16 protein-coding genes are annotated in these 18,557 nt (G+C 74.4%); 12 read left to right on the top strand and 4 right to left on the bottom strand.

Annotation, left to right across the window (positions count from 1 at the left end):
• The first annotated feature begins 127 nt into the window (after nt 1–127).
• From ACZ5ON_RS03040 to ACZ5ON_RS02985, 12 genes are all read left to right on the top strand, one after another.
• The gene (locus ACZ5ON_RS03040) at nt 128–910 is read left to right on the top strand and encodes a hypothetical protein (protein ID WP_465584463.1); all 783 of its coding nucleotides are present in this window, start codon (nt 128–130) and stop codon (nt 908–910) included.
• Nucleotides 910–1,836 (top strand): DUF6895 family protein, encoded by a 927-nt coding sequence (locus ACZ5ON_RS03035; protein ID WP_465584461.1) that lies wholly within the window; start codon nt 910–912, stop codon nt 1,834–1,836. The genes ACZ5ON_RS03040 and ACZ5ON_RS03035 overlap by 1 nt, the downstream gene beginning before the upstream one ends.
• 360 nt (nt 1,837–2,196) lie before the next feature.
• Nucleotides 2,197–4,053, top strand: coding sequence for a molecular chaperone DnaK (gene dnaK, locus ACZ5ON_RS03030; RefSeq protein WP_465584458.1), 1,857 nt, complete (start codon nt 2,197–2,199; stop codon nt 4,051–4,053).
• Nucleotides 4,050–4,604, top strand: a complete 555-nt coding sequence (gene grpE / locus ACZ5ON_RS03025) for a nucleotide exchange factor GrpE (RefSeq protein ID WP_465584456.1) — start codon at nt 4,050–4,052, stop codon at nt 4,602–4,604. The genes dnaK and grpE overlap by 4 nt, the downstream gene beginning before the upstream one ends.
• Nucleotides 4,605–4,796: 192 nt before the next feature.
• Nucleotides 4,797–5,708, top strand: a complete 912-nt coding sequence (locus ACZ5ON_RS03020) for a DUF2797 domain-containing protein (protein WP_465584453.1) — start codon at nt 4,797–4,799, stop codon at nt 5,706–5,708.
• A gap of 543 nt (nt 5,709–6,251) precedes the next feature.
• Nucleotides 6,252–6,860, top strand: coding sequence for a DsbA family protein (locus ACZ5ON_RS03015; protein ID WP_465584451.1), 609 nt, complete (start codon nt 6,252–6,254; stop codon nt 6,858–6,860).
• Nucleotides 6,861–6,916: 56 nt separating this feature from the next.
• A complete protein-coding gene (locus tag ACZ5ON_RS03010) occupies nt 6,917–7,723 on the top strand; it encodes an MBL fold metallo-hydrolase (protein WP_465584448.1) in 807 nt (268 codons plus the stop codon).
• A 2-nt stretch (nt 7,724–7,725) separates the two neighbouring features.
• The gene (locus ACZ5ON_RS03005; RefSeq protein WP_465584445.1) at nt 7,726–8,145 is read left to right on the top strand and encodes a nuclear transport factor 2 family protein; all 420 of its coding nucleotides are present in this window, start codon (nt 7,726–7,728) and stop codon (nt 8,143–8,145) included.
• Nucleotides 8,146–8,313: 168 nt separating this feature from the next.
• On the top strand, nt 8,314–8,802 hold the full coding sequence (locus ACZ5ON_RS03000) for a MarR family winged helix-turn-helix transcriptional regulator (protein ID WP_465584442.1): 489 nt from the start codon (nt 8,314–8,316) through the stop codon (nt 8,800–8,802).
• 176 nt (nt 8,803–8,978) lie between these two features.
• Nucleotides 8,979–9,638 carry a hypothetical protein gene (locus tag ACZ5ON_RS02995; RefSeq protein ID WP_465584439.1) on the top strand — a complete coding sequence of 220 codons (660 nt, stop codon included), beginning with the start codon at nt 8,979–8,981 and terminating at the stop codon, nt 9,636–9,638.
• 98 nt (nt 9,639–9,736) lie between these two features.
• On the top strand, nt 9,737–10,528 hold the full coding sequence (locus ACZ5ON_RS02990; protein WP_465584436.1) for a DsbA family protein: 792 nt from the start codon (nt 9,737–9,739) through the stop codon (nt 10,526–10,528).
• A 4-nt stretch (nt 10,529–10,532) separates the two neighbouring features.
• The gene (locus ACZ5ON_RS02985) at nt 10,533–11,138 is read left to right on the top strand and encodes a vitamin K epoxide reductase family protein (RefSeq protein ID WP_465584433.1); all 606 of its coding nucleotides are present in this window, start codon (nt 10,533–10,535) and stop codon (nt 11,136–11,138) included.
• A 144-nt stretch (nt 11,139–11,282) separates the two neighbouring features.
• Here the strand turns inward: ACZ5ON_RS02985 and ACZ5ON_RS02980 are convergent, their stop codons facing one another.
• Genes ACZ5ON_RS02980 through ACZ5ON_RS02965 form a run of 4 tightly spaced genes read right to left on the bottom strand, consistent with a single transcriptional unit; the run spans nt 11,283 to nt 18,505 of the window.
• Nucleotides 11,283–14,621: an SAV_2336 N-terminal domain-related protein gene (locus ACZ5ON_RS02980; protein ID WP_465584430.1), complete on the bottom strand. Its 3,339-nt coding sequence runs from the start codon at nt 14,619–14,621 to the stop codon at nt 11,283–11,285.
• 14 nt (nt 14,622–14,635) lie between these two features.
• Nucleotides 14,636–15,640, bottom strand: a complete 1,005-nt coding sequence (locus ACZ5ON_RS02975; protein WP_465584426.1) for an AAA family ATPase — start codon at nt 15,638–15,640, stop codon at nt 14,636–14,638.
• 16 nt (nt 15,641–15,656) lie between these two features.
• Nucleotides 15,657–17,963 carry a VMAP-C domain-containing protein gene (locus tag ACZ5ON_RS02970; RefSeq protein ID WP_465584423.1) on the bottom strand — a complete coding sequence of 769 codons (2,307 nt, stop codon included), beginning with the start codon at nt 17,961–17,963 and terminating at the stop codon, nt 15,657–15,659.
• A gap of 8 nt (nt 17,964–17,971) precedes the next feature.
• The gene (locus ACZ5ON_RS02965) at nt 17,972–18,505 is read right to left on the bottom strand and encodes a CU044_2847 family protein (protein WP_465584420.1); all 534 of its coding nucleotides are present in this window, start codon (nt 18,503–18,505) and stop codon (nt 17,972–17,974) included.
• Nucleotides 18,506–18,557 lie beyond the last annotated feature (52 nt).

Below are 18,557 nucleotides of genomic sequence, written 5' to 3'. Positions count from 1 at the left end.
GGCCTTATGTCCATGTTTATCCGCGAGGTGATCCGCATGTCCCCGCATGAGCCCGTCACCGTCCAGGACCGCGCAGCCGGGATCCGGCCGGTCGGGTCCCGCACCGGAGACTGAGGGCGTCCCGGCCTTGCCCACCCCACACCCTTCGAAGCCCGAGGCGGTCGAGACGGCCACCCTCAGGCTCGCGAGTGACGTCGCCCGCGCCCTGAGGGGCGCGGGCGACGTCGCGTTCCGGCTGGAGCAGCACCCGCAGGGCACCGAGGCCGCCCACCTCGGTGCCGTACGGGCGCTCGGAGCCGACGCGCTGACCCCCTTCGTCGTCGGCCCGCACACCCTGGGCCCCGGCGACGTCGCCCTGCTCACCGAGGCCGTCAGCGCCGTCCCCGCCCCACGGTCGCTCGACCCCGCCATCGACCGGCTCTGGGGCCTGCGCGACTGGGCCCTGTGCCGCACCCTGACCGCCCTCGGCGTCGACCCCGAGGGCTGGGACGGGCTCGCCGACATCCACCGGTACGGCCTCGCCGCACCCGCACCCGCACCCGTCGATCCGGTCCAGCGGATCGAGCCCCGGCCCGCCGACGAACCGTGGCCCGCCTGGACGGCCGGACTGACGCAGCTGTCCTCGCTGGCCCTGCCCGGACTGCACTGCCCGCAGCGCGACCAGGCCAGGCGCCGCCGGCTGGACCTCGGCCGGGGCCTCACCCACGCGCTGCTCCGCCGCGACCTGCTGCGCGCCGCCCGGCTGGCCCGCTGGCTCTCCCTGGACAGCGCCACCCGTCCCGAGCCGCTGCTGGGCGCCGCGCTGGCCCATATCGAGGTGCTCGCCGCCGACCAGCCCAGGACGCTGCTGGAGACCACCCTGGCCCACCGGACGGCCGACACCGACCGGTACTGGACGGGGGCGCGCTGATGGACCCGCTCGACCTGCACCTGCCCCGCCAGGTGGGCGCCCGCGCCCTTGAGTGGCTGGACCGCTGCCACGGCTCCCTCGCGCTGGACCCGGCCGTGCCCTGGTACGAGATCGACGAGCCCTCCCTCGGGGCGCTGGCCGAACTGGCGCTGGCCGCCGCGACGGTCCGGCGGGAGTCGGTGGGCAACCCGGAGACCGCCCGGACCGCCGACCGACTGCTGGCCTTCAGCTGGCGGCAGTTCCACGAGGGCGAGCTGCTGTACGAGCTCCAGCGGCAGACGCCCGCGGCCACTCACCCGATGGAGATCTACTCGCCGCTCGCCGCACTCGGCTACCGCCACCGCGCCCTGGACCGGCTGCTCGCCCACCTGTCCGCCACCAGGGCCGCCCAGGTGCCGGAGCACTCACCGGGCCGCCGACTCGCCGCGGCCGCCGCCGCCCGGCGGATCGGGCTGCCCGGCCACCACGACCTGGCCGAGCTGACCCGCCGCACCTGGCTCGGCGGCGTCCCCGAGCCCTGGATGCTGGACGGCCGGGGCGCCCGCGGGGTCACCCGCACCGTCTTCCACCTCACCGACCGGGGCGCCGACCCGGCCGGCCTGCCCGCACACCTGCAGCGTTATCTGCACCAGTGGCTCCCGGCCTGGCTGCAGGCCTTCACCGAGACCCGCAGCTGGGACCTGCTCGGCGAACTCCTCGCCGTCGGCGCCTGCCTGGAGCAGCCGCTGTTCCACGCCGAGGCGTGGGCGGCCCTCGCCCGGGCACAGCAGGCGAACGGCATGCTGCCGGGCGGCGCCACCCGGCCGCCCTCCGGCCCCGAGCGGGCCTACCGCGGCCACCGCCCGACGATCACCGCCGCAGTCGCCGGCACCCTGGCGGCCTCCCGGGCGATCGGCAGTCCCCGAGCGGCGGGGGTGGCCAGTTGAGCGAGCGAAGCCCCTGGGCGCACCTCCTCCCACCAGCCGGCCAGCCGGCCCGAAGCGCCGAACTCACCTCCGCCGCCGGTGCCGAAAGGGAGGAGCGCGGGCCCCTCGCCCCCAGCCTCCGGCCGGGTGGGGGGCACCCCCCGGCCGAAGGCTGGGGGATGTACCCCCGCCCGATGGCGGGCAAGGAGGGCGAGCGACGACTGTCGGCTCCGACCCCACCGATCAGCGGCTCCGCCGCGGGGAGCGCCCGGAGGCGAGCGGGTGACTATTCATTCCCCCTACGGGCGGCACACGGCGTGACCGTACCCGTGGTGCGCGCGAGAATGGGGTGAGGTGACCTCCCAGGGAGGGAGCGCGGACATGGCCCGCTCAGTCGGTATCGACCTCGGTACCACCAACTCCGTCGTCTGCATCCTGGAGGGCGGCGAGCCCTCGGTGATCCCGAACGCCGAGGGTGCCAGGACGACACCGTCCGTGGTGGCCTTCAGCAAGACCGGCGAGGTGCTGGTCGGCGAGGTCGCCAAGCGCCAGGCGGTCACCAACGTGGACCGCACCGCCCGCTCGGTCAAACGCCACATGGGCGAACCCGACTGGCACTTCCCGGAGTCCGGCGACATCGACGGCAAGCGGTACACCGCGCAGGAGATCTCCGCCCGGGTGCTGCAGAAGCTGAAGCGGGACGCCTCCGCGTACCTCGGCGAGGAGGTCACCGACGCCGTGGTCACCGTCCCGGCGTACTTCAACGACGCCCAGCGGACGGCCACCAAGGAAGCGGGCGAGATCGCCGGTCTGCGGGTGCTGCGGATCGTCAACGAGCCGACCGCGGCCGCGCTCGCCTACGGGCTGGACAAGGAGAACGAGCAGACGATCCTGGTCTTCGACCTCGGCGGCGGCACCTTCGACGTCTCGCTGCTGGAGATCGGCGAGGGCGTGGTGGAGGTGAAGTCCACCAACGGCGACACCCACCTCGGCGGGGACGACTGGGACCAGCGGGTCGTCGACCACCTGGTCAAGGAGTTCAAGAACGGCTACGGCGTGGACCTGTCCAAGGACAAGATGGCCTCGCAGCGCCTGCGCGAGGCCGCCGAGAAGGCCAAGATCGAACTGTCCTCGGCCACCGAGACCACCATCAACCTGCCCTACATCAGCGCCTCGCCCGAGGGCCCGCTGCACCTGGAACAGCGGCTCAGCCGGGCGGAGTTCCAGCAGCTCACCGCCGACCTGCTGGAACGCTGCAAGGCGCCGTTCCACCACGCGATCGAGGACGCGCGGATCACGGTCAAGGACATCGACCACGTGATCCTGGTGGGCGGCTCGACCAGGATGCCCGCCGTCACCGAGCTGGTGAAGGAGCTCACCGGACGCGACCCGCACAAGGGCGTGAACCCGGACGAGGTCGTCGCGATCGGCGCCGCGCTGCAGGCGGGCGTGCTCAAGGGTGAGGTCAAGGACGTCCTGCTGCTGGACGTCACCCCGCTGTCCCTCGGCATCGAGACCAAGGGCGGCATCATGACCAGGCTGATCGAGCGCAACACCACGATCCCGACCAAGCGCTCGGAGATCTTCACCACGGCCGAGGACAACCAGCCGTCCGTGCAGATCCAGGTCTACCAGGGCGAGCGCGAGATCGCGGCCTACAACAAGAAGCTCGGCATGTTCGAGCTGACCGGCCTGCCGCCCGCGCCGCGCGGCCTGCCGCAGATCGAGGTCACCTTCGACATCGACGCCAACGGCATCATGCACGTGGCCGCGAAGGATCTCGGCACCGGCAAGGAGCAGCGGATGACCGTCACCGGCGGGTCCGCGCTGCCGAAGGACGACATCAACCGGATGATGCGCGACGCGGATCAGCACGCCGAGGAGGACCGCCGCAGGCGCGAGGCGGCCGAGACGCGCAACCAGGCCGAGCAGCTGGTCTACACCACCGAGAAGCTGATCCGGGAGAACCCGGACAAGATCCCCCAGGATGTGAAGAGCGAGGTCGAGCAGCCCGTGGCCGAGCTCAAGGAGGCCCTGAAGGGCACCGACGACGCCGCGATCCGCACCGCGCTGGAGCGGGCGAGCACGGCGGCGCAGCGGATCGGCGCGGCGATGTACGCGCAGACCCAGGCGCCAGGCGGCCAGGCGGGCGAGGGCGCCACCGGCGGGGCCAGGGAGGACGAGGTGGTGGACGCCGAGATCGTCGACGAGGACCGGCCGAAGGGGACGTCACCGTGAACGACTCCCACGAGGGCGAGCCCTCCGGCGAACTGGTGCTCTGCGGCGCCCGGCACCGCGCCGAGCCCGAGTTCACGCCCGTCCGGTCGCGCGCCGATGAGGAGGTGCCGACGACCCCCGAGGAGCTGACGGCCCTGCTGGCCGAGCGGACCGCCGATCTCCAGCGGGTACAGGCCGACTTCGAGAACTACCGCAAGCGGGTGCGGCGGGACCGGCTGGCCGTCCGGGAGATCGCGGTGACGAACGTCCTGCTCGGCCTGCTGCCGGTGCTGGACGCCCTCGACCGGGCCCGCGAGTTCGGCGAGGTCACCGGCGGGTTCCAGGCCGTCGCGGACGAGCTGGCCGACCACCTCGCCGCACTCGGCCTGCTCGCGTTCGGCGAGGTGGGCGAGCGCTTCGACCCCACCCGGCACGAGGCCCTGGCCTACCTCCACTCCCCGCAGGCGGCCGCCCCGGTCTGCACCGCCGTCCACCGGTGCGGCTACCGGGTCGGCGGCCATCTGCTGCGCCCGGCCCAGGTGACGGTCACCGCCCCGCCCGAGCACGGCTGACGGCCTTCGCGCCGCGCACACGGGCGATGATCTTGAGCCGTCCGCCGCCGGGCCGGGCATCGCAGCTGCGCTGGATCAACACCGGGTTGTCGTAGGGGAGTTGGGGACGTCCGATAGTCCCGCGCACCGCCCCTCCTCCGGGGACTGCCCCGTGCCCCGGGGCTGTCGGTGCCTGCGGGTAGCGTGGTGAGGGTGAGGGAGCAAGCAGGCTGGACCGCCAACGGGCTGCACTGGCACAGTGGCCACCCGTATCTGAGCGCGCGCAACGGCGAGCGGGAGCACGAGCGCGCGGTGGCTCCAGGCGACCGGATCGGCTGGCTGCTCACCGGCCCCCGCCGCTGCACCGGCGTCCGGCTCCCCGGCGAGCCGCAGCGCCGCCCCTGCCCGCACGGCGCGACCATCGCCCCGGACGGCGCCGCCGTCCAGTGCCCGACCTGCCAGAGCGCGGACCGCGGTCTCGCCCTCGCCCGCGACCAGATCCTGGACGACGGCCGCACCTACCGGCTCTACCTCGCCTGGCTCGGCACCGGCCTGCTCAAGGTCGGTCTGACCGCCGAACAGCGCGGCACCAGCCGCCTGTTGGAGCAGGGCGCACTCGCCTTCACCTTCCTGGCCCGCGGCCCGCTGCCCGGCATCCGCCGCGCCGAACTGACGCTCTCCGGCGCGGGCCTGGCGCGCGAGCGGTACCGCAGCCCGGCGAAGACCGAGGGCTGGTGGCATCTGCCCGGCCCCGCACGGCGGCACGGCGACCTGGCCGAGGCGCGCGGCGAGGCGCTGCGGATGCTGGCCGACCACCGCATCGAGTGCTTCCCGGACGGCGAGATCACCGACCACGTCGAGCTGTTCGGGCTCACGGACGGCGCCCCCACCGAGTACCGCGAGGTCGCCGGCCTGTCCGACGGTGCCGTACTGGCCGGGACACTGCGCCGCCCGATCGGCCGCCACCTCTTCCTCGACCAGTCCGACGGCGTGCCGCTGCTGCTGGACACCCGCCGCCTGGCCGGCTGGACGCTCTCCGCCACCGACCGCCCGGCGGGCCCCGGCCTGGACCTCCGCCCGCGCCGCCGCCCCGAGGCACCGACCACCCAGGACGCGCTCTTCTAGCACCCCGACGGGGGACGGGCGCGCTGCGCCGTACGGATGCCGCCCGGTCGCGAGAACACGGAGTTCCACGCGGCCACCACCGTGGTACGGGCGGCGTGAGCGGCGGGCGGCTGCCGCGAGGGCCGTACGACCGCGGGGTGGCCGCCGGGCGGCCGGTGTGATCGGAGCGGGTAGGCGTCCACCTCGGCGAGGTGGCGGGCGCGGGTCGACGGCTCGTCCGGGAAGGACGCCTCGGAGGAGTTCCGCGCCAGCTTGCGGATCTGCTCGCCGGTGAGCCCGAGGACGGCGGCCGCCCCGGTGGGGTTCCGGTCGACGTAGCCGGGTCGTCGGAGTTGACGGTGGCGACCGGACCCGCGTCCAGCATCCGCCGCAGCGGGTGGTCGGCGAGGGCGTCGACGCAGCGCAGCCGCACGTCGGAGAACGGGCAGAGGGTCAGCCGGATCCACTCCCGGACGAGGTGTTCCAGACTCTGGAAATATCTGACGAGTCAGTTACTGTTGTGTCAGGTGAATCGCCCGCACCCTTCTCCAAGGCAGGTTTCCCATGCGACTCGTCTACGTCCTCGACGCCTACTGCGGCTGGTCCTACGGCTTCGCCCGCACCATGGCCACCGTCGCCGACCGCCACCCCGGGCTCCCGGTCGAGGCGGTCTCCGGCGGCCTGTTCACCGGTGCCCGCCGGGTGCCGATCCGGGAGTTCGGCTACGTCCGGGGCGCGAACGCCCGGATATCCGAGCTGACCGGCGTCGAGTTCGGCCCGGCGTACGAACGGCTGATCGCCGACGGCTCGTTCGTGATGGACTCCGAGGACGCCGCGCGCGGTCTCGCCGCGCTGCGCTCGGCGGCACCGGCCCGGGCCGTCGAGCTGGCCGCCGACCTGCAGCAGGCCTTCTACCGGGACGGCCTGAGCCTCTCCGACCCGGACACCTACCGGAAGGTCGCCGCCGACGCGGGCCTGGACGCCGACGCGGTCGTCCGCTACTTCGAGTCCCCCGCCGCCGCGGCCGACGCCGCCGCCGACTTCCGCCGTGCGGCGCAGCTCGGCGTCGAAGGCTTCCCCACCCTGCTCGCGGTGGACGGCCGCCGCGCCACCGTCCTGGCCGTCGGTCACGCCACCGTCGCCGAGGTGGACCGCCGCCTCGCGGCGCTCTGAGCGTCCGCTTCGGCCCCATGAGTCGCCCACGATCCCACCATCCTCAGGAGATCCCGATGAGCACCCTCGACTTCAAGGTCATCGACCTGGACTTCCCGGTCGGTAGCAAGAACAAGACCGCCACCCTGGTCACCGGCGAGCGCGAGGCGCTGCTGATCGACACCGGCTTCACCCGGGCCGACGGCCACCGCCTGGTGGCCGAGGTGCTCGACTCGGGCAAGGAGCTGACGACGGTCTTCGTCAGCCATGGCGACCCCGACTACTACTGGGGCGCCGAGGTCCTCGCCGACGCCTTCCCCGCCGCCCGGCTGGTCGCCACCGCGCCGGTGATCAGCCACATCCGGGCCAATTTCGAGGGCAAGCTGAAGGCCTGGGAGGCGGTCGGCGCCAACCGGCCGACCCGGCTGCTCGACCTGGAGCCGCTGGCCGGCGACCTCCACCTGGAGGGCCACCGCTTCCAGCTGATGGGCGGGGCCCCGGCGCTTCCCGACCGCCACTACCTCTGGCAGGCGGAGCACCGCGCGGTGCTCGGCGGCGTCCTGGTCTTCCAGCGGGAGCACGTCTGGACGGCGGACACGCCTCGGGCGGAGCAGCGCACCGCCTGGATCGAGCAGCTGAACGAGATGGAGGGGCTGGACCCGCGCCTGGTCGTCCCCGGTCACCGGCTGCCCGACTCGCCGGCCGACGCCAGCGCCATCGCCTGGACCCGCGATTACCTGCTGGCCTTCGAGGCGATGCTCCCCGCGGCCGCCAACGGCACCACCGTCACCGAGGAGCTGGTCGAGCGCTACCCGGGCGCGGGCATGCTGATCGCGGCCCAGATCGGCCCGAAGGTCGCCAAGGGCGAGATGGCGTGGGGCTGACCATGGACTCGACCGCGACCGCCGTGCTCTCCACCGCCCCCGCCGATGTGGTCCGGCGGCAGTACCTGGCCTCGGCGAGCGGCGACCTCGACGCGCTGCGGGCCACCCTCGCCCCCGACGTCGAGTGGACCGAGATGGCCGGCTTCCCGCTGGCCGGGACGTACCGCACGCCCGCCGGGGTCACCGCCAACGTGATGGAGCGGCTGGCCCGGGACTGGGACGGCTGGGTCGTCCACGACGACCGCTACGTGGTGGACGGCGAGAACGTCGTCGTGCTGGCCCGCTACACCGCCGTCAACCGGGCCACCGGCAAGCCGCTCGACGTCCGGGTCGCGCACCACTTCGTGGTCCGGGGCGGTCTGATCGTCCGGTTCGAGCAGTTCGTGGACACCGCGGAGGTGCTGGCCGCGATGCGGCCCTGAGGCCGGCCCCGCCCGGTCCGCCGGCACTCGGACCGACCGGCGGCAGGGCCCGCGACGTCGTTGTGTGCCGGCCCCGTCGCCGGTCGGTCTCACGCGATTGGACGGCCGGTGCGGCCGCCCGGGACGATTGGTCCGGGCACCAGTTCGATCAACCAGGGAGGGCTCGCGGTGGCGGAGCAGCAGATCAGCAGCGGGGCGCAGGCCGCCGCCGACCCCCGGATCCGGGCGGTCGGGGTCCTGCTGAGCGCGTCCGCCCTGCTGGAGCACCAGCTCGGCACCGCGATCCAGCGCGAGGCCGGGATCAGCCACTCCATGTTCGAGATCCTGCTGATCCTGGCCGAGCGGCCGGACGGCGCTCCGATGAGCGAGCTCTCCGGGCGGCTGGTCGTCACCAGCGGCGGCGCGACCCGGCTGGTCGACCGGATGGTCCAGGCCGGGCTGGTCGAACGCCGGCCGTCCCCGAGCGACCGGCGGGTCCAGCTGGTCACCATGACCGAGCAGGGCGAGGCGGCCCTGGTGCGGGCCGCCCGTGCCCACGTCCGCGAGACCGATCGCCAGCTGTACGCGGCGCTGCCGCCCGAGGAGCTGACTGCCATGATCGGCGCGCTCGACCAGGTCGGGCGGCATGCCCGCTCGCTCCTTCCGCCACTGCGCTAGGTCTCCTCGGTCATGACGTCGGTGACCGCCGGGCGCCGGGTCGCGGGCTCTCCAGCGCACGGCCTCGCACCCCCTTCAGCACGGGGCGGTCGCCTTGCCCTCAGCGCTTTTCCCCGCATCCCCGGGCGCGGCCCCTTATTCCGAACCGACACCTCTCCATGGCACACTCGGGACTCGTGCACACCACCAGCCAAGCGTCCAGGACGATCCGGGCCGCGGTCTTCGCCGCCCTGGTCGTGCTGCTGGCTGCCCTGAGCCAGGTGGTGCTGAGCGGCCGGCCGCTGCCGGTCAGCGTCCTCGGCGGGGGTGCGCTCGCAACCTTCCTGGTCGCGTTCGTCTGCTCCGGCGCCGAGCGCGGCTTCGGCCGGATCCTGGCCCTCTTCCTTCCGACCGAGCTGGCGGTCAACGTCCTGTTCGACCTCGGGCAGGCCACCTGTCCGAGCGGCGAGGCCGCGCTGCACGGCAGCCGCAGCAGCCTTGAGGAGCTGATCTGCGGCGGCGGTTCGGTCGGCGGCTTCCTCACCGATCCGGCGGCCACGGTGACGTCGGTCGGCGGCCTGTCCGTACTGCTCGGGCACGTCCTGCTCGCCGTCCTCGCCTCCTGGTGGCTGCGGCAGAGCGAGCGAGCGCTGCGCGGCCAGGCCACGGTCGCCCGGGCGCTCGGCGAACTGCTCGCCGGCAGCTGGCGGGTGCTGCGTCTGCGCGCCCCGCTCCCGGCCCGGCCGGTGCTCCGGCTGCGGATCCCCCGCGCCAGCCGCGAGCGGATCCCCGCCGAGCCGGTCCTGCTCCGCCCCGCCGTCCGCCGGGGGCCGCCGGCCTTCGCGCCGGCCTGCTGAGCACCGTCCCGCACCTCACGCAGGCCCCACCGCTCCCGGCGCTTCGCCGGAGCGTGCCCAGCCGTATCCGGACCGCGTGAGACAGGAACCGCACCACCATGAGCAACCAGCAGAAGTCGAACAAGTCGGCCACCGAGCGCCTGCGCGAGCAGCGGCTCCGCGAGGAGAAGGCCGAGAAGACCCGCCGCCGGGTCGTGCTCGGCGTGGCCTCCGCCGTGGTGGTGGCCCTGGCGGCGGGCGTGGCGATAGTGGTGAGCCAGCACGGCGGGGGCAGCAGTGCCGCCGCGGGGCCAGTGGTGGCCCCGGCCAACACCTCCGGCCCGGACGGCACCGTGATCACCTACGGCAAGGCCGACGCCAAGCACACCCTGAAGATCTACGAGGACTTCCGCTGCCCGATCTGCGAGCGGCTGGAGACCACCGACGGCAAGACCATCCAGCAGCTCGCGGACAACGGCACCTACAAGGTCGAGTACCACCTCGCCACCTTCCTGGACGCCAACCTCGGTGGTAAGGGCTCGCACAACGCGCTGGCGGCGGCCGGTGCGGCGTTGAACGAGGGCACGGACAAGTTCAAGCAGTTCCACGACGTGCTCTACGCGAACCAGCCGGACGAGCGGACCGACGGCTTCGGCGACGTCAACCACCTGCTCGACCTGGCCGACAAGGTCCCCGGTCTGAAGACCGACGCCTTCGTCAAGGCGGTCAAGGACGGCACCTACGCCCCCTGGGCCGCCAAGGTCTCCCAGGCGTTCAACGACAGCGGCGTCAGCGGCACCCCCACCCTGGTGCTGGACGGCAAGACGCTGAACGTCTTCGACGGCAGCGGCACCCCGGTCAGCCCCGATCAGTACCAGGCGCTGGTCCAGCAGACCGTCTCGGCGGGCTGAGCCGATGCCTCGTACCGACACCGTTCCCGCCGGCCGCAGGCTGGCCTGGCTGCTGGTGGTCACCGGCGTGGTCGGGCTGGCCGCCTCGGTCGAGCTGACCCTGGACAAGATCCGGATCTTCCAGAACCCGTCCTACGTCCCCAGCTGCAACATCAACCCGATCATCAGCTGCGGCTCGGTGATGCGCAGCGCCCAGGCCGCGGTCTTCGGCTTCCCCAACTCGCTGATCGGGCTGGTGGCCTTCGGTGTGGTGATCACGATCGGCGCCGCGGTGCTGGCCGGCGCGGCGTACCGGCGTTGGTTCTGGCTCGGCCTGCAGGCGGGCGTGATCTTCGGGGTCGGCTTCGTCACCTGGCTGATGACCCAGACGCTGTACTCGATCGGCGCGCTCTGCCCGTACTGCATCGTGGTCTGGACGGCGATGATCTCGCTGTTCTGGTACACCACCCTGCACAACCTGCGCAGCGGTGTGATCCCGGTGCCGCGCGGCCTGCGCCCGGTGGTCCGGGAGGCGGACCGCTACCACTGGGCCGTTCCGGTGCTCTGGTACGCGGTGATCGCGCTGCTGATCCTGGACCGGTTCTGGTACTACTGGCGGACGCTGATCTGACGCTCCGCCCGAACACTGCGCGCCGCGACCCGGGCCGTCTGCCCGGGCCGCGGCGTTTTCGGCACCAGGCGCAGCACCGATCACGCACGGCGGCCCGGGAGCCGGCCGCAAACCCGGCAACCGGGGTGCCCTCGACCCGACCGCTCAGTCCGCGTCGGCCAGCTCGGCGAGGTGCTCGAAGGCGGACCAGGTAGCCCGGTCGGGTGCGAAGCATCCCCCGAGATCGATGTCGTGCAGGCCCTCGTCGTAGGGAATGGTGACGATCTCCCCGCAGCTCTCCGCCACTTCGGGCACCGGGCTGAAGCCGCGGTCGGCATGGGTGGGCCAGGTGTGCACCACCGCCACCACGCTGGACCGGGCGAGCGCCCGGTAACCCTCCCATTCGAGCAGTTCCAGCAGCGCGGCCGTGTCCCGCAGGCCGCGCTCCGGACCGTCCACCAGTACGAGCCGGTCGGCCGTGTCCAGGACGGCCCGGACGTGGGTGTCGAGCGTGGGTGCCCGGCAGGTGGTGACCGCCGTCTCGTAGTGCTCCCGCAGGACGCCCAGCACCTTCCGGTACTGCTCCCCGGTCAGCGCGTCCTCACGGCGGCCTCCGCCCAGGATGTGCACTCCGTCCGGACCGGGGCTCAGGTACTCCCGCAGTGCGGTCCACGCGGGTGGGTCCTCGTCCTCGGCCAGCCGCCACAGCCCGTCGGACACCGTCTTCTGCCCCAGTGCGCTCAGGGCGTGAGCGCCCCGGCCGGAGTCCAGGGCGACCACCGGCCGCCCGCCGGAGCGGGCGAGCACCGCTCCCAGCACCACGGCCGTGGTCGCCAGCCCGACGCCCACGGTGGGCGAGAGCACGGCGATCCGGTGGAACCGGGCCGGCGGCGGTGGCGGCTCGGCTCCGCCGCCGTGCTCACCGGCCGACCGGACCCGGGCGGCGTCGCCCGCGGTGGCGCCACCGGGGGCCGCCACCGGCCGTGGGCCCACCGACTGGTGCCCGTTCAGCAGCGCCCGTCCGCGCTGGGACATCCAGGCCGTCAGCCGGCCGTCCTCGGCCCCCGGGCCCACGCGGCCGCGGAAGTCGGCGACGATCCGGTCGAGGCCGGGCCTTCTCCCGGCGTCCTCCCGCAGGCAGTGCGCGACCAGGGTGAGCCAACTGCGGTCCTGCAGGGTCGGCTTGCCGACCATCTCGCCCCAGATCAGCCGGTAGTCGTCCCATTCACGGACCGCCGGGTCGAACTCGCGTCCGGTCGCGCAGTAGTAGAGCACCTCCCCCAGCGCGTGGACGAGGCTGCCGACGGACAGCCAGGGCGGCCTGCGGAAGACCGCGGCCCAGGACCGCTCGTCGCTCAGCAGACGGGAGACGGCAGGGTCCCCCCGCCAGTCCAGGATCACGGGCGCGTCCCCGGTGACGACGATCCGGTCCAGGTCGAGGCGGGCCGGGGCGATCCCGGTGTCCAGCACTCGGCGCAGGGCGATGGCCAGGTGCAGCGCGAGGTGGTGCAACAGCTCGGAGTTCAGCAGCGGCCCGCAGCCGTCGACGAACTCCCGCAGGGTCGGCGCGGGGCGCCCGGCGGGGGTGAGCGGGACGGTGGTGGCCAGCCAGGGATCGAAGTCGTCCGCCCCGACCGCGACCACCCTCGGGGCGTAGCGGGTACCGACACCGTGCAGGTTCCGGGCTTCGGCCCGGATCAGCCGGATGCGCTGGCTCTCGTGACCGGGGATGATCCGCAGGCTCACCACCTCCCCCCGGTCGTCCGCACCGACGTACGTCCATTCCTCGGTCGCCGACCGTCCGAGCACCCGGTAGGGGCCGGCGGCGTACGGGTCTCCCGGAGCCCGTGGGAGCATCCTGCCCCTCGCCGCCAGGGCGGCGGCCAGCGGCGGGAGTTCGACCGGATGGTCGGCCGGGCCGGCCGCCGAATGCGCCGGTGCTGCGGACTCCCGGACTCCGAGGCGGTGCAGCAGGGTTCGGCCGGCCCAGGCGAACGGGGTGTCCGCCTCGGGCTCCGCCGGGCCGGCGCCGGTGTCGAGCCAGCTCGGGAAGTCCGCCGAGCGGCCGACCAGGGCGTCGAGCAGCCTGCCCACCTGGCGGCTGACGTCGAGCAGTTCGGCGGTCGGCACCGAGTCCAGCAGCACGTCCTTGACCGGCCCGGGGAAGTCGAACGCCCGCTGGGCGGCGGGCCGTCCGGCAGCGGGGGCGGTGGGGCGCAGCAGACCGCCGAGGACGACCTCGGCGAGCGGCACGGCATCGGTGGTGCCGAGCAGGGTGGCCTGGATCAGCCGCATCACCGGGACGGTGACCGGTGCGCGGGCGGCGAGGTGGGCGGCGAGGCGATGCGCCTCGGGGGAGGCCGCGCGCTGGAACCGGTCGAGGCGCAGCCGGGCCAGGGTGTCCGGATCGGGCCGGATCGCGGCGGTCCGCCGGGCGGCGGTGGAGCGCGGTTCCCACAGCGGCAGCCGCACCCCGCCGCCGGGTGCGGCGAGGAACCGGGACCAGTCCGTCAGCGCGGCCGGGGTGAGGTCCAGTACCGGGATCGGGATGCCGGTCGCGGCTTCCCCGGCCGGCTGCCAGTCCGCGTTGCGTGCGCCGGGGTGCGGGGCCCGCACGGCGCCCTGCCCGGCGGCCAGCCCCGTCCCCGGCCACATCCGGCGCGGGAGGGCGTGCAGCACGGCGGTCGGCCCCGAACTGCCCCACCGTTGCAGCACGGTGTGCATCCGGCCGTCCCGCCAGGCCGCTCCGGCGCCGTCGCTGAACAGCAGGACGAGGGTCTCCCCGGTGGGGTCCGCCAGCACCGCGGGGTCGAGCGCGCCCGCCGGCTCGGCTCCGTACGGGCTGCTCACCAGGCGGATCCCGCCCGGGTTGCGGGTTCGCAGCCCGTGGACCCGCACGTCGCGGAAGGCGCCGCTGCGTTCCAGCAGCAGCCGCAGGTCGGTCACCGTCCGCTGCCAGAGCAGCATCGAGATGCCGTCGTCCACCACCAGGTCGCAGCGCAGCCAGCGTTCCCGGGCCGGGCGGAGGACCACGTCCAGCAGGCCGCCGTCGGCGGTGGCGGCCACCGTGGCCGCTTCGTCGATCTCGGTACGGCGCCGGCTGGGCCGGTGCCGCTTGAGCGGGCGCAGGGCCCGGCCGAGCGGCAACTGGTCGGGCAGGCCGTGGAGTTCGGGGACGCGCACCGGCTGGAGCCGGGCGGTGCCCGTCAGCCGGTCCGCCGTCGGGCGGTCGGTGGCGTGCAGCGGGCGGGCGGGGGGCGCGGGGGCGGGCGGTGTGGCCTCCGACCGTGGCAGCGGGTCGGGGGCGGCCGAGGCGCTGGCGGCGGGCGCGGGGGCGGGCGGTGCCGGACGCGCCTGTTCCGGACGGGCGTTGGCGACGGCGGCCAGCGGGGCGCGGTGGTCCGCCGGCAGCCGGCCGGCCAGCCAGAGCGCGTCGAGCAGCTCCTGTGGGGCGAGTTCGACGCCCGCGCTCGCCAACACGTCCAGTACCGAACGTAGCTCCACCGCCGCCTCCCCTCTCAGACCGCTCCGCCGAGCCTGCGCAGCACCGCGTCGAGCAGCTCGCCCGCGTCCAGGCCGATGCCGCCCTTGCGCAGGAAGACGGCGTTGAGCAGCTGGTCGGTGGCCAGCTCCCCTTCGGCGCGCCGCTCCAGGAAGGTGCGCAGCACGTCCTCGGCGCCCTCGAGTGCGTCGGGGCCCAGATGGGCGGCGACGATGCTGCGCAGCCGGGCCTCGTCCGGGTCGGGCAGGTCCAGGCGCAGGCAGCGGCGCAGGAAGGCGGGCGGGAAGTCGCGTTCGCCGTTGCTGGTGATCACCACGACCGGGAACTCGGTGCAGCGGATCCGTCCCCGGACCACCCGGGTGCGGCGGCCCCCGCCGTCCGCGGTGAGCACGTCCGCCTCGGCCTCCGCCTCGGGGAGCCGGGCGAGTTCGGGGATCTCGAAGGCGCCCTCCTCGAAGGCGGTCAGCAGGTCGTTCGGGAGGTCCACGTCGCCCTTGTCGAGCTCGTCCACCAGCAGGACCCGGGGGCGCTCGGCCGGGACCAGCGCGGTGCCGAGCGGCCCGAGGCGGACGAAGCTGCCGATGTCCGGCTCCGCACGGGCCCGTTCGTGCGGGAGGGCGCTCTCGCGCAGCAGGGTGCTCTCCCGAAGGCGGCCGATGGCGTCGTAGCGGTAGAGGGCGTCCTGGAGGGTGGAGCGGCTGTTCACCGGCCAGTGCAGGACCTCGCCGAGGCTGAGTTCATGGGCGATGGCGTGGGCGAGGGAGGACTTCCCGGTGCCGGGGTGGCCGGTGACCAGCAGGGGACGGCGCAGGTGGAGTGCGGCGTTGACGATGTCGGTCTCGGTCCGGTCGATCAGGTAGCGGCCGGCCGGTGCGCCGTCGGGCGTCCGGCCGAAGCTGCGCCAGGGCGGGGCCGGGGGCATGGCGGGTGTCCTGGCCCGGTTGTCGCCGCGGAACAGCCACCAGTCGGGCGGTGGGTCACAGGGGCTGTTCGGGCTTTCGGACGGCTGGTACGGGCTCATCGTTCGCGGTCCCTCGTCATTCGCCCTCCTGGGCAAGGTCGTTGTCGTACAGGTCGTCCGGGTCGCCGAGTTCGAGTACCGGCGGCGGCGGCCGGTCCGGGTCCTCCCAGGCGAGCACGGGCCGCAGCGGCCGGGAGCCGTCGGCGAAGACCTCGGTCCGGTAGCGGCGGACCCGTTCGGGTAGCCCGAGGGCCGGGCCGTCCGGTGCGAGCGGTTCGAAGTCCTCGGCCCGGTAGGCGGTGTGCCACTGCCGGTCCCAGAGCACCACGGGTACGCCGAGCCGCAGGCAGTCGGCGGCGAAGGCGGTGCGGCGGGCCCGGTCGGCGGTGCGCAGCACCACCCTGGCCGCCTGCTGCTCGCGCTGCACCGCGCCGGTGACGTGCCGGCGCTCCCGGCAGCGCTCGTCCAGGTGGAGTGCGGCCGTCGCGTCCAGGTACTGCCAGCGGCGGCGCAGCCGCCTGGCGCGCTCCTTGGCCTGGACCGGGGGGAGTTCCCCGGCCAGTCGGACCACCATCCGGTAGGCGATGCCGAGGGGTTCGGTGTCGGCGTGCCGGTCCTGCGGGTCGGCGCTGTCCCAGGCCTCTACCGGCAGGCCGAGTTCCGGCTCGTCGAGGAAGATCTCCACCAACGGGTCCTCGGCGGCCGGTTCGACGGCGGGCAGGTCCTCGTCCCAGGTGGCCAGGACGGTCCGGATGAACCTGGCGACCTCGTCCGGGGTCAGCGGCCCGGGGGTGGGCGCGGGGACGGGGCGCAGCATCCGGTCGCCGCTGTCGGCCCAGGCGGCGCAGCGGAACCTGCCCTCCCCGCTCTGCCCGGGGTACTCGTAGCGGGTGAGGCTCACGGCGATCCGGGGCCCCGCCGTCGTGCCGTCCGTCCGGGCCGAGGCCTGCCGGGACGCGGCCCACTCGGCGGCGGTGGCCCGGTACTCGTGCAGCACGTCGGTGCCGATGCCCAGCCGGGCGGCCACCCGTCCGCACCAGGAGCGCAGCTCCGCGCCGTGCTGGGGCTCCCGGGCCCCGTCGGCCCAGGCGGCGTGGTACTCGACCGCACGCAGCAGCGGTGGCACCCGGGGTGTTCCGGGCCGGTCCACCGAGTTGCCTCCGGTGTGGCGCTCCAGTTGCGCGATCAGGCCGTCCAGCAGGCGCGCGGCCCGGTCGCGGCGGTACGCGTCCTGGGCCGCCGGTTCGTCGGCGGGCAGCAGGAGTTCGGGCGGTAGCCGGACCTCGGGGGCCGCCTGGCCGATCGCCCGGACGAACACGGCGGGATCGGTGTCCGCGAGGGCGTCGCGCAGCCAGCCGTACTCACCCGGCGAGAGCAGGGCGGCCAGGCCGGTCGACCGACCGACGGCCAGGAACTCGGCCGCGCCCGGGTGCCGGGCACCGAGGTGCTCCACCAGGGCCGCCAGGCCGCGCGGTTCGGTGGCGAGCAGGTGCGCGAAGCCGTCCGCGTCCGGCCGCCACCCCGGCGGGACGTGCCGGCTGCACTCCCGGGCGACGGACCGGGCGGGCACGTCCGCGCCTTCCGCACCGGGCAGGAACTGGCGTATCAGCATGGCGAGTCGGCGCTGCAGCGGGTCCACCGGCCCCGGGCCGTCACCGCCGAAGGGGCCGTCGGTCGGGAGCAGGGCGGCCGCCGCCTGAGGACCTAGGGCGTTCCTCAGCTCCTCGGCGATGCGCTGCCAGGAGATCGCGAAGCTCCGGTCGTGGAATCCTCGTCCCACCGTGCCTTCGGTGGACCGGAGTTGACCGACCACCAGCCCGACCACCGCCTCGTCCTCCGGCGACCAGAGCGGCCCGCCGCTGTAGCCGGGGCCGATGACCGGCCCGCCACTCGCCTCGACGTCCAGGTAGCAGACGTCCGGACCGGTGTACTGGACCCGGGTGTCCACGTACGACATCGGAAGCCCGTTGCCGTACCAGGCGCGGACCTTCTGCTGTCCGGCCATCGGGCCCCAGCGCTGGGGGCGGACGCCGGCGGGCGGGGCCGCGACGAGGCTCAGGACCGCCAGGTCGCCCTGCCAGCCGAAGGCGCCCTCGGGCACCCGCTCGCCCTCGGGCGTGCGCGGCGGGATCCAGGAGGCGAGTTCACCGTCGACGATCCCGCCCCGGAAGGAGATCCGCAGGGTTACCGGCCCGGGGTGGCCGGGGTCGAACCCCTTCCGCCGCAGCGCCATGTTGACCACATGGGCACAGGTGAGCACCGAACGCCCCGACAGGAACACCGCACCGCCGCACACCTCGCCGGTGTGCGCGTCGAGTACCGAGGCGTACGAGTCGAGCAGCACCTGCTCCGCCGCGCACGCCCCGTGCTCGGACCAGCCCATGCCCCCGGCTACCGTGCCGAGGGCACGGCCGACGGGGCGGCCGGACCGGGCGGCACGGCCGCGCCGCCGGCCCTGTCCGTACCGCCGGCAGCCGGCTGCGGCGGGAGCTGCCAGGTCGCCGAGACCTTCAGGCTGGACTCCCCGCTGCCGCCCACCACGGCCAGCTTGAGGTCGGTGCCGAACCGCACGCCGAACTCCACCGACACCGTGTCAGGACGGTCCGGCACCCCGGCCACGGTGTCGTGCACCTCCTGCAGCAGCGGCACCAGCGGGCGCAGGGCGGCGCGCAGCGAGCCCTGCGCGAGCCTGGTCACCCGCCCGGCCCGCCGCTCGCCGTCCTCCTGTGACCCCTCGCCCTCGGTGTCCCGCCCCACCGCACGACCGCCCGCCATCCCGGGCGGCAGGCTCCCGTACGGAACCGGGGCCGGAGCCGGGGCCGGGACGGGAGCCGGTGCGGGATCCGCCGCCGGCTCGGTGGCGGGGAAGGCGTGCAGCATGACTGACGTACCGTCAGTGAAGGCGAATTCGAGGAACGATGACATGTCCCCGATTCTGCCCACTTCCGCCGGTCCCCGCAGGCGGATCAGCAAGATC

Source organism: Kitasatospora sp. NPDC032150 (assembly GCF_055579945.1).
Note: the sequence above shows the minus strand (reverse complement) of the source record. Positions and strands in the feature narration are given on the sequence as shown.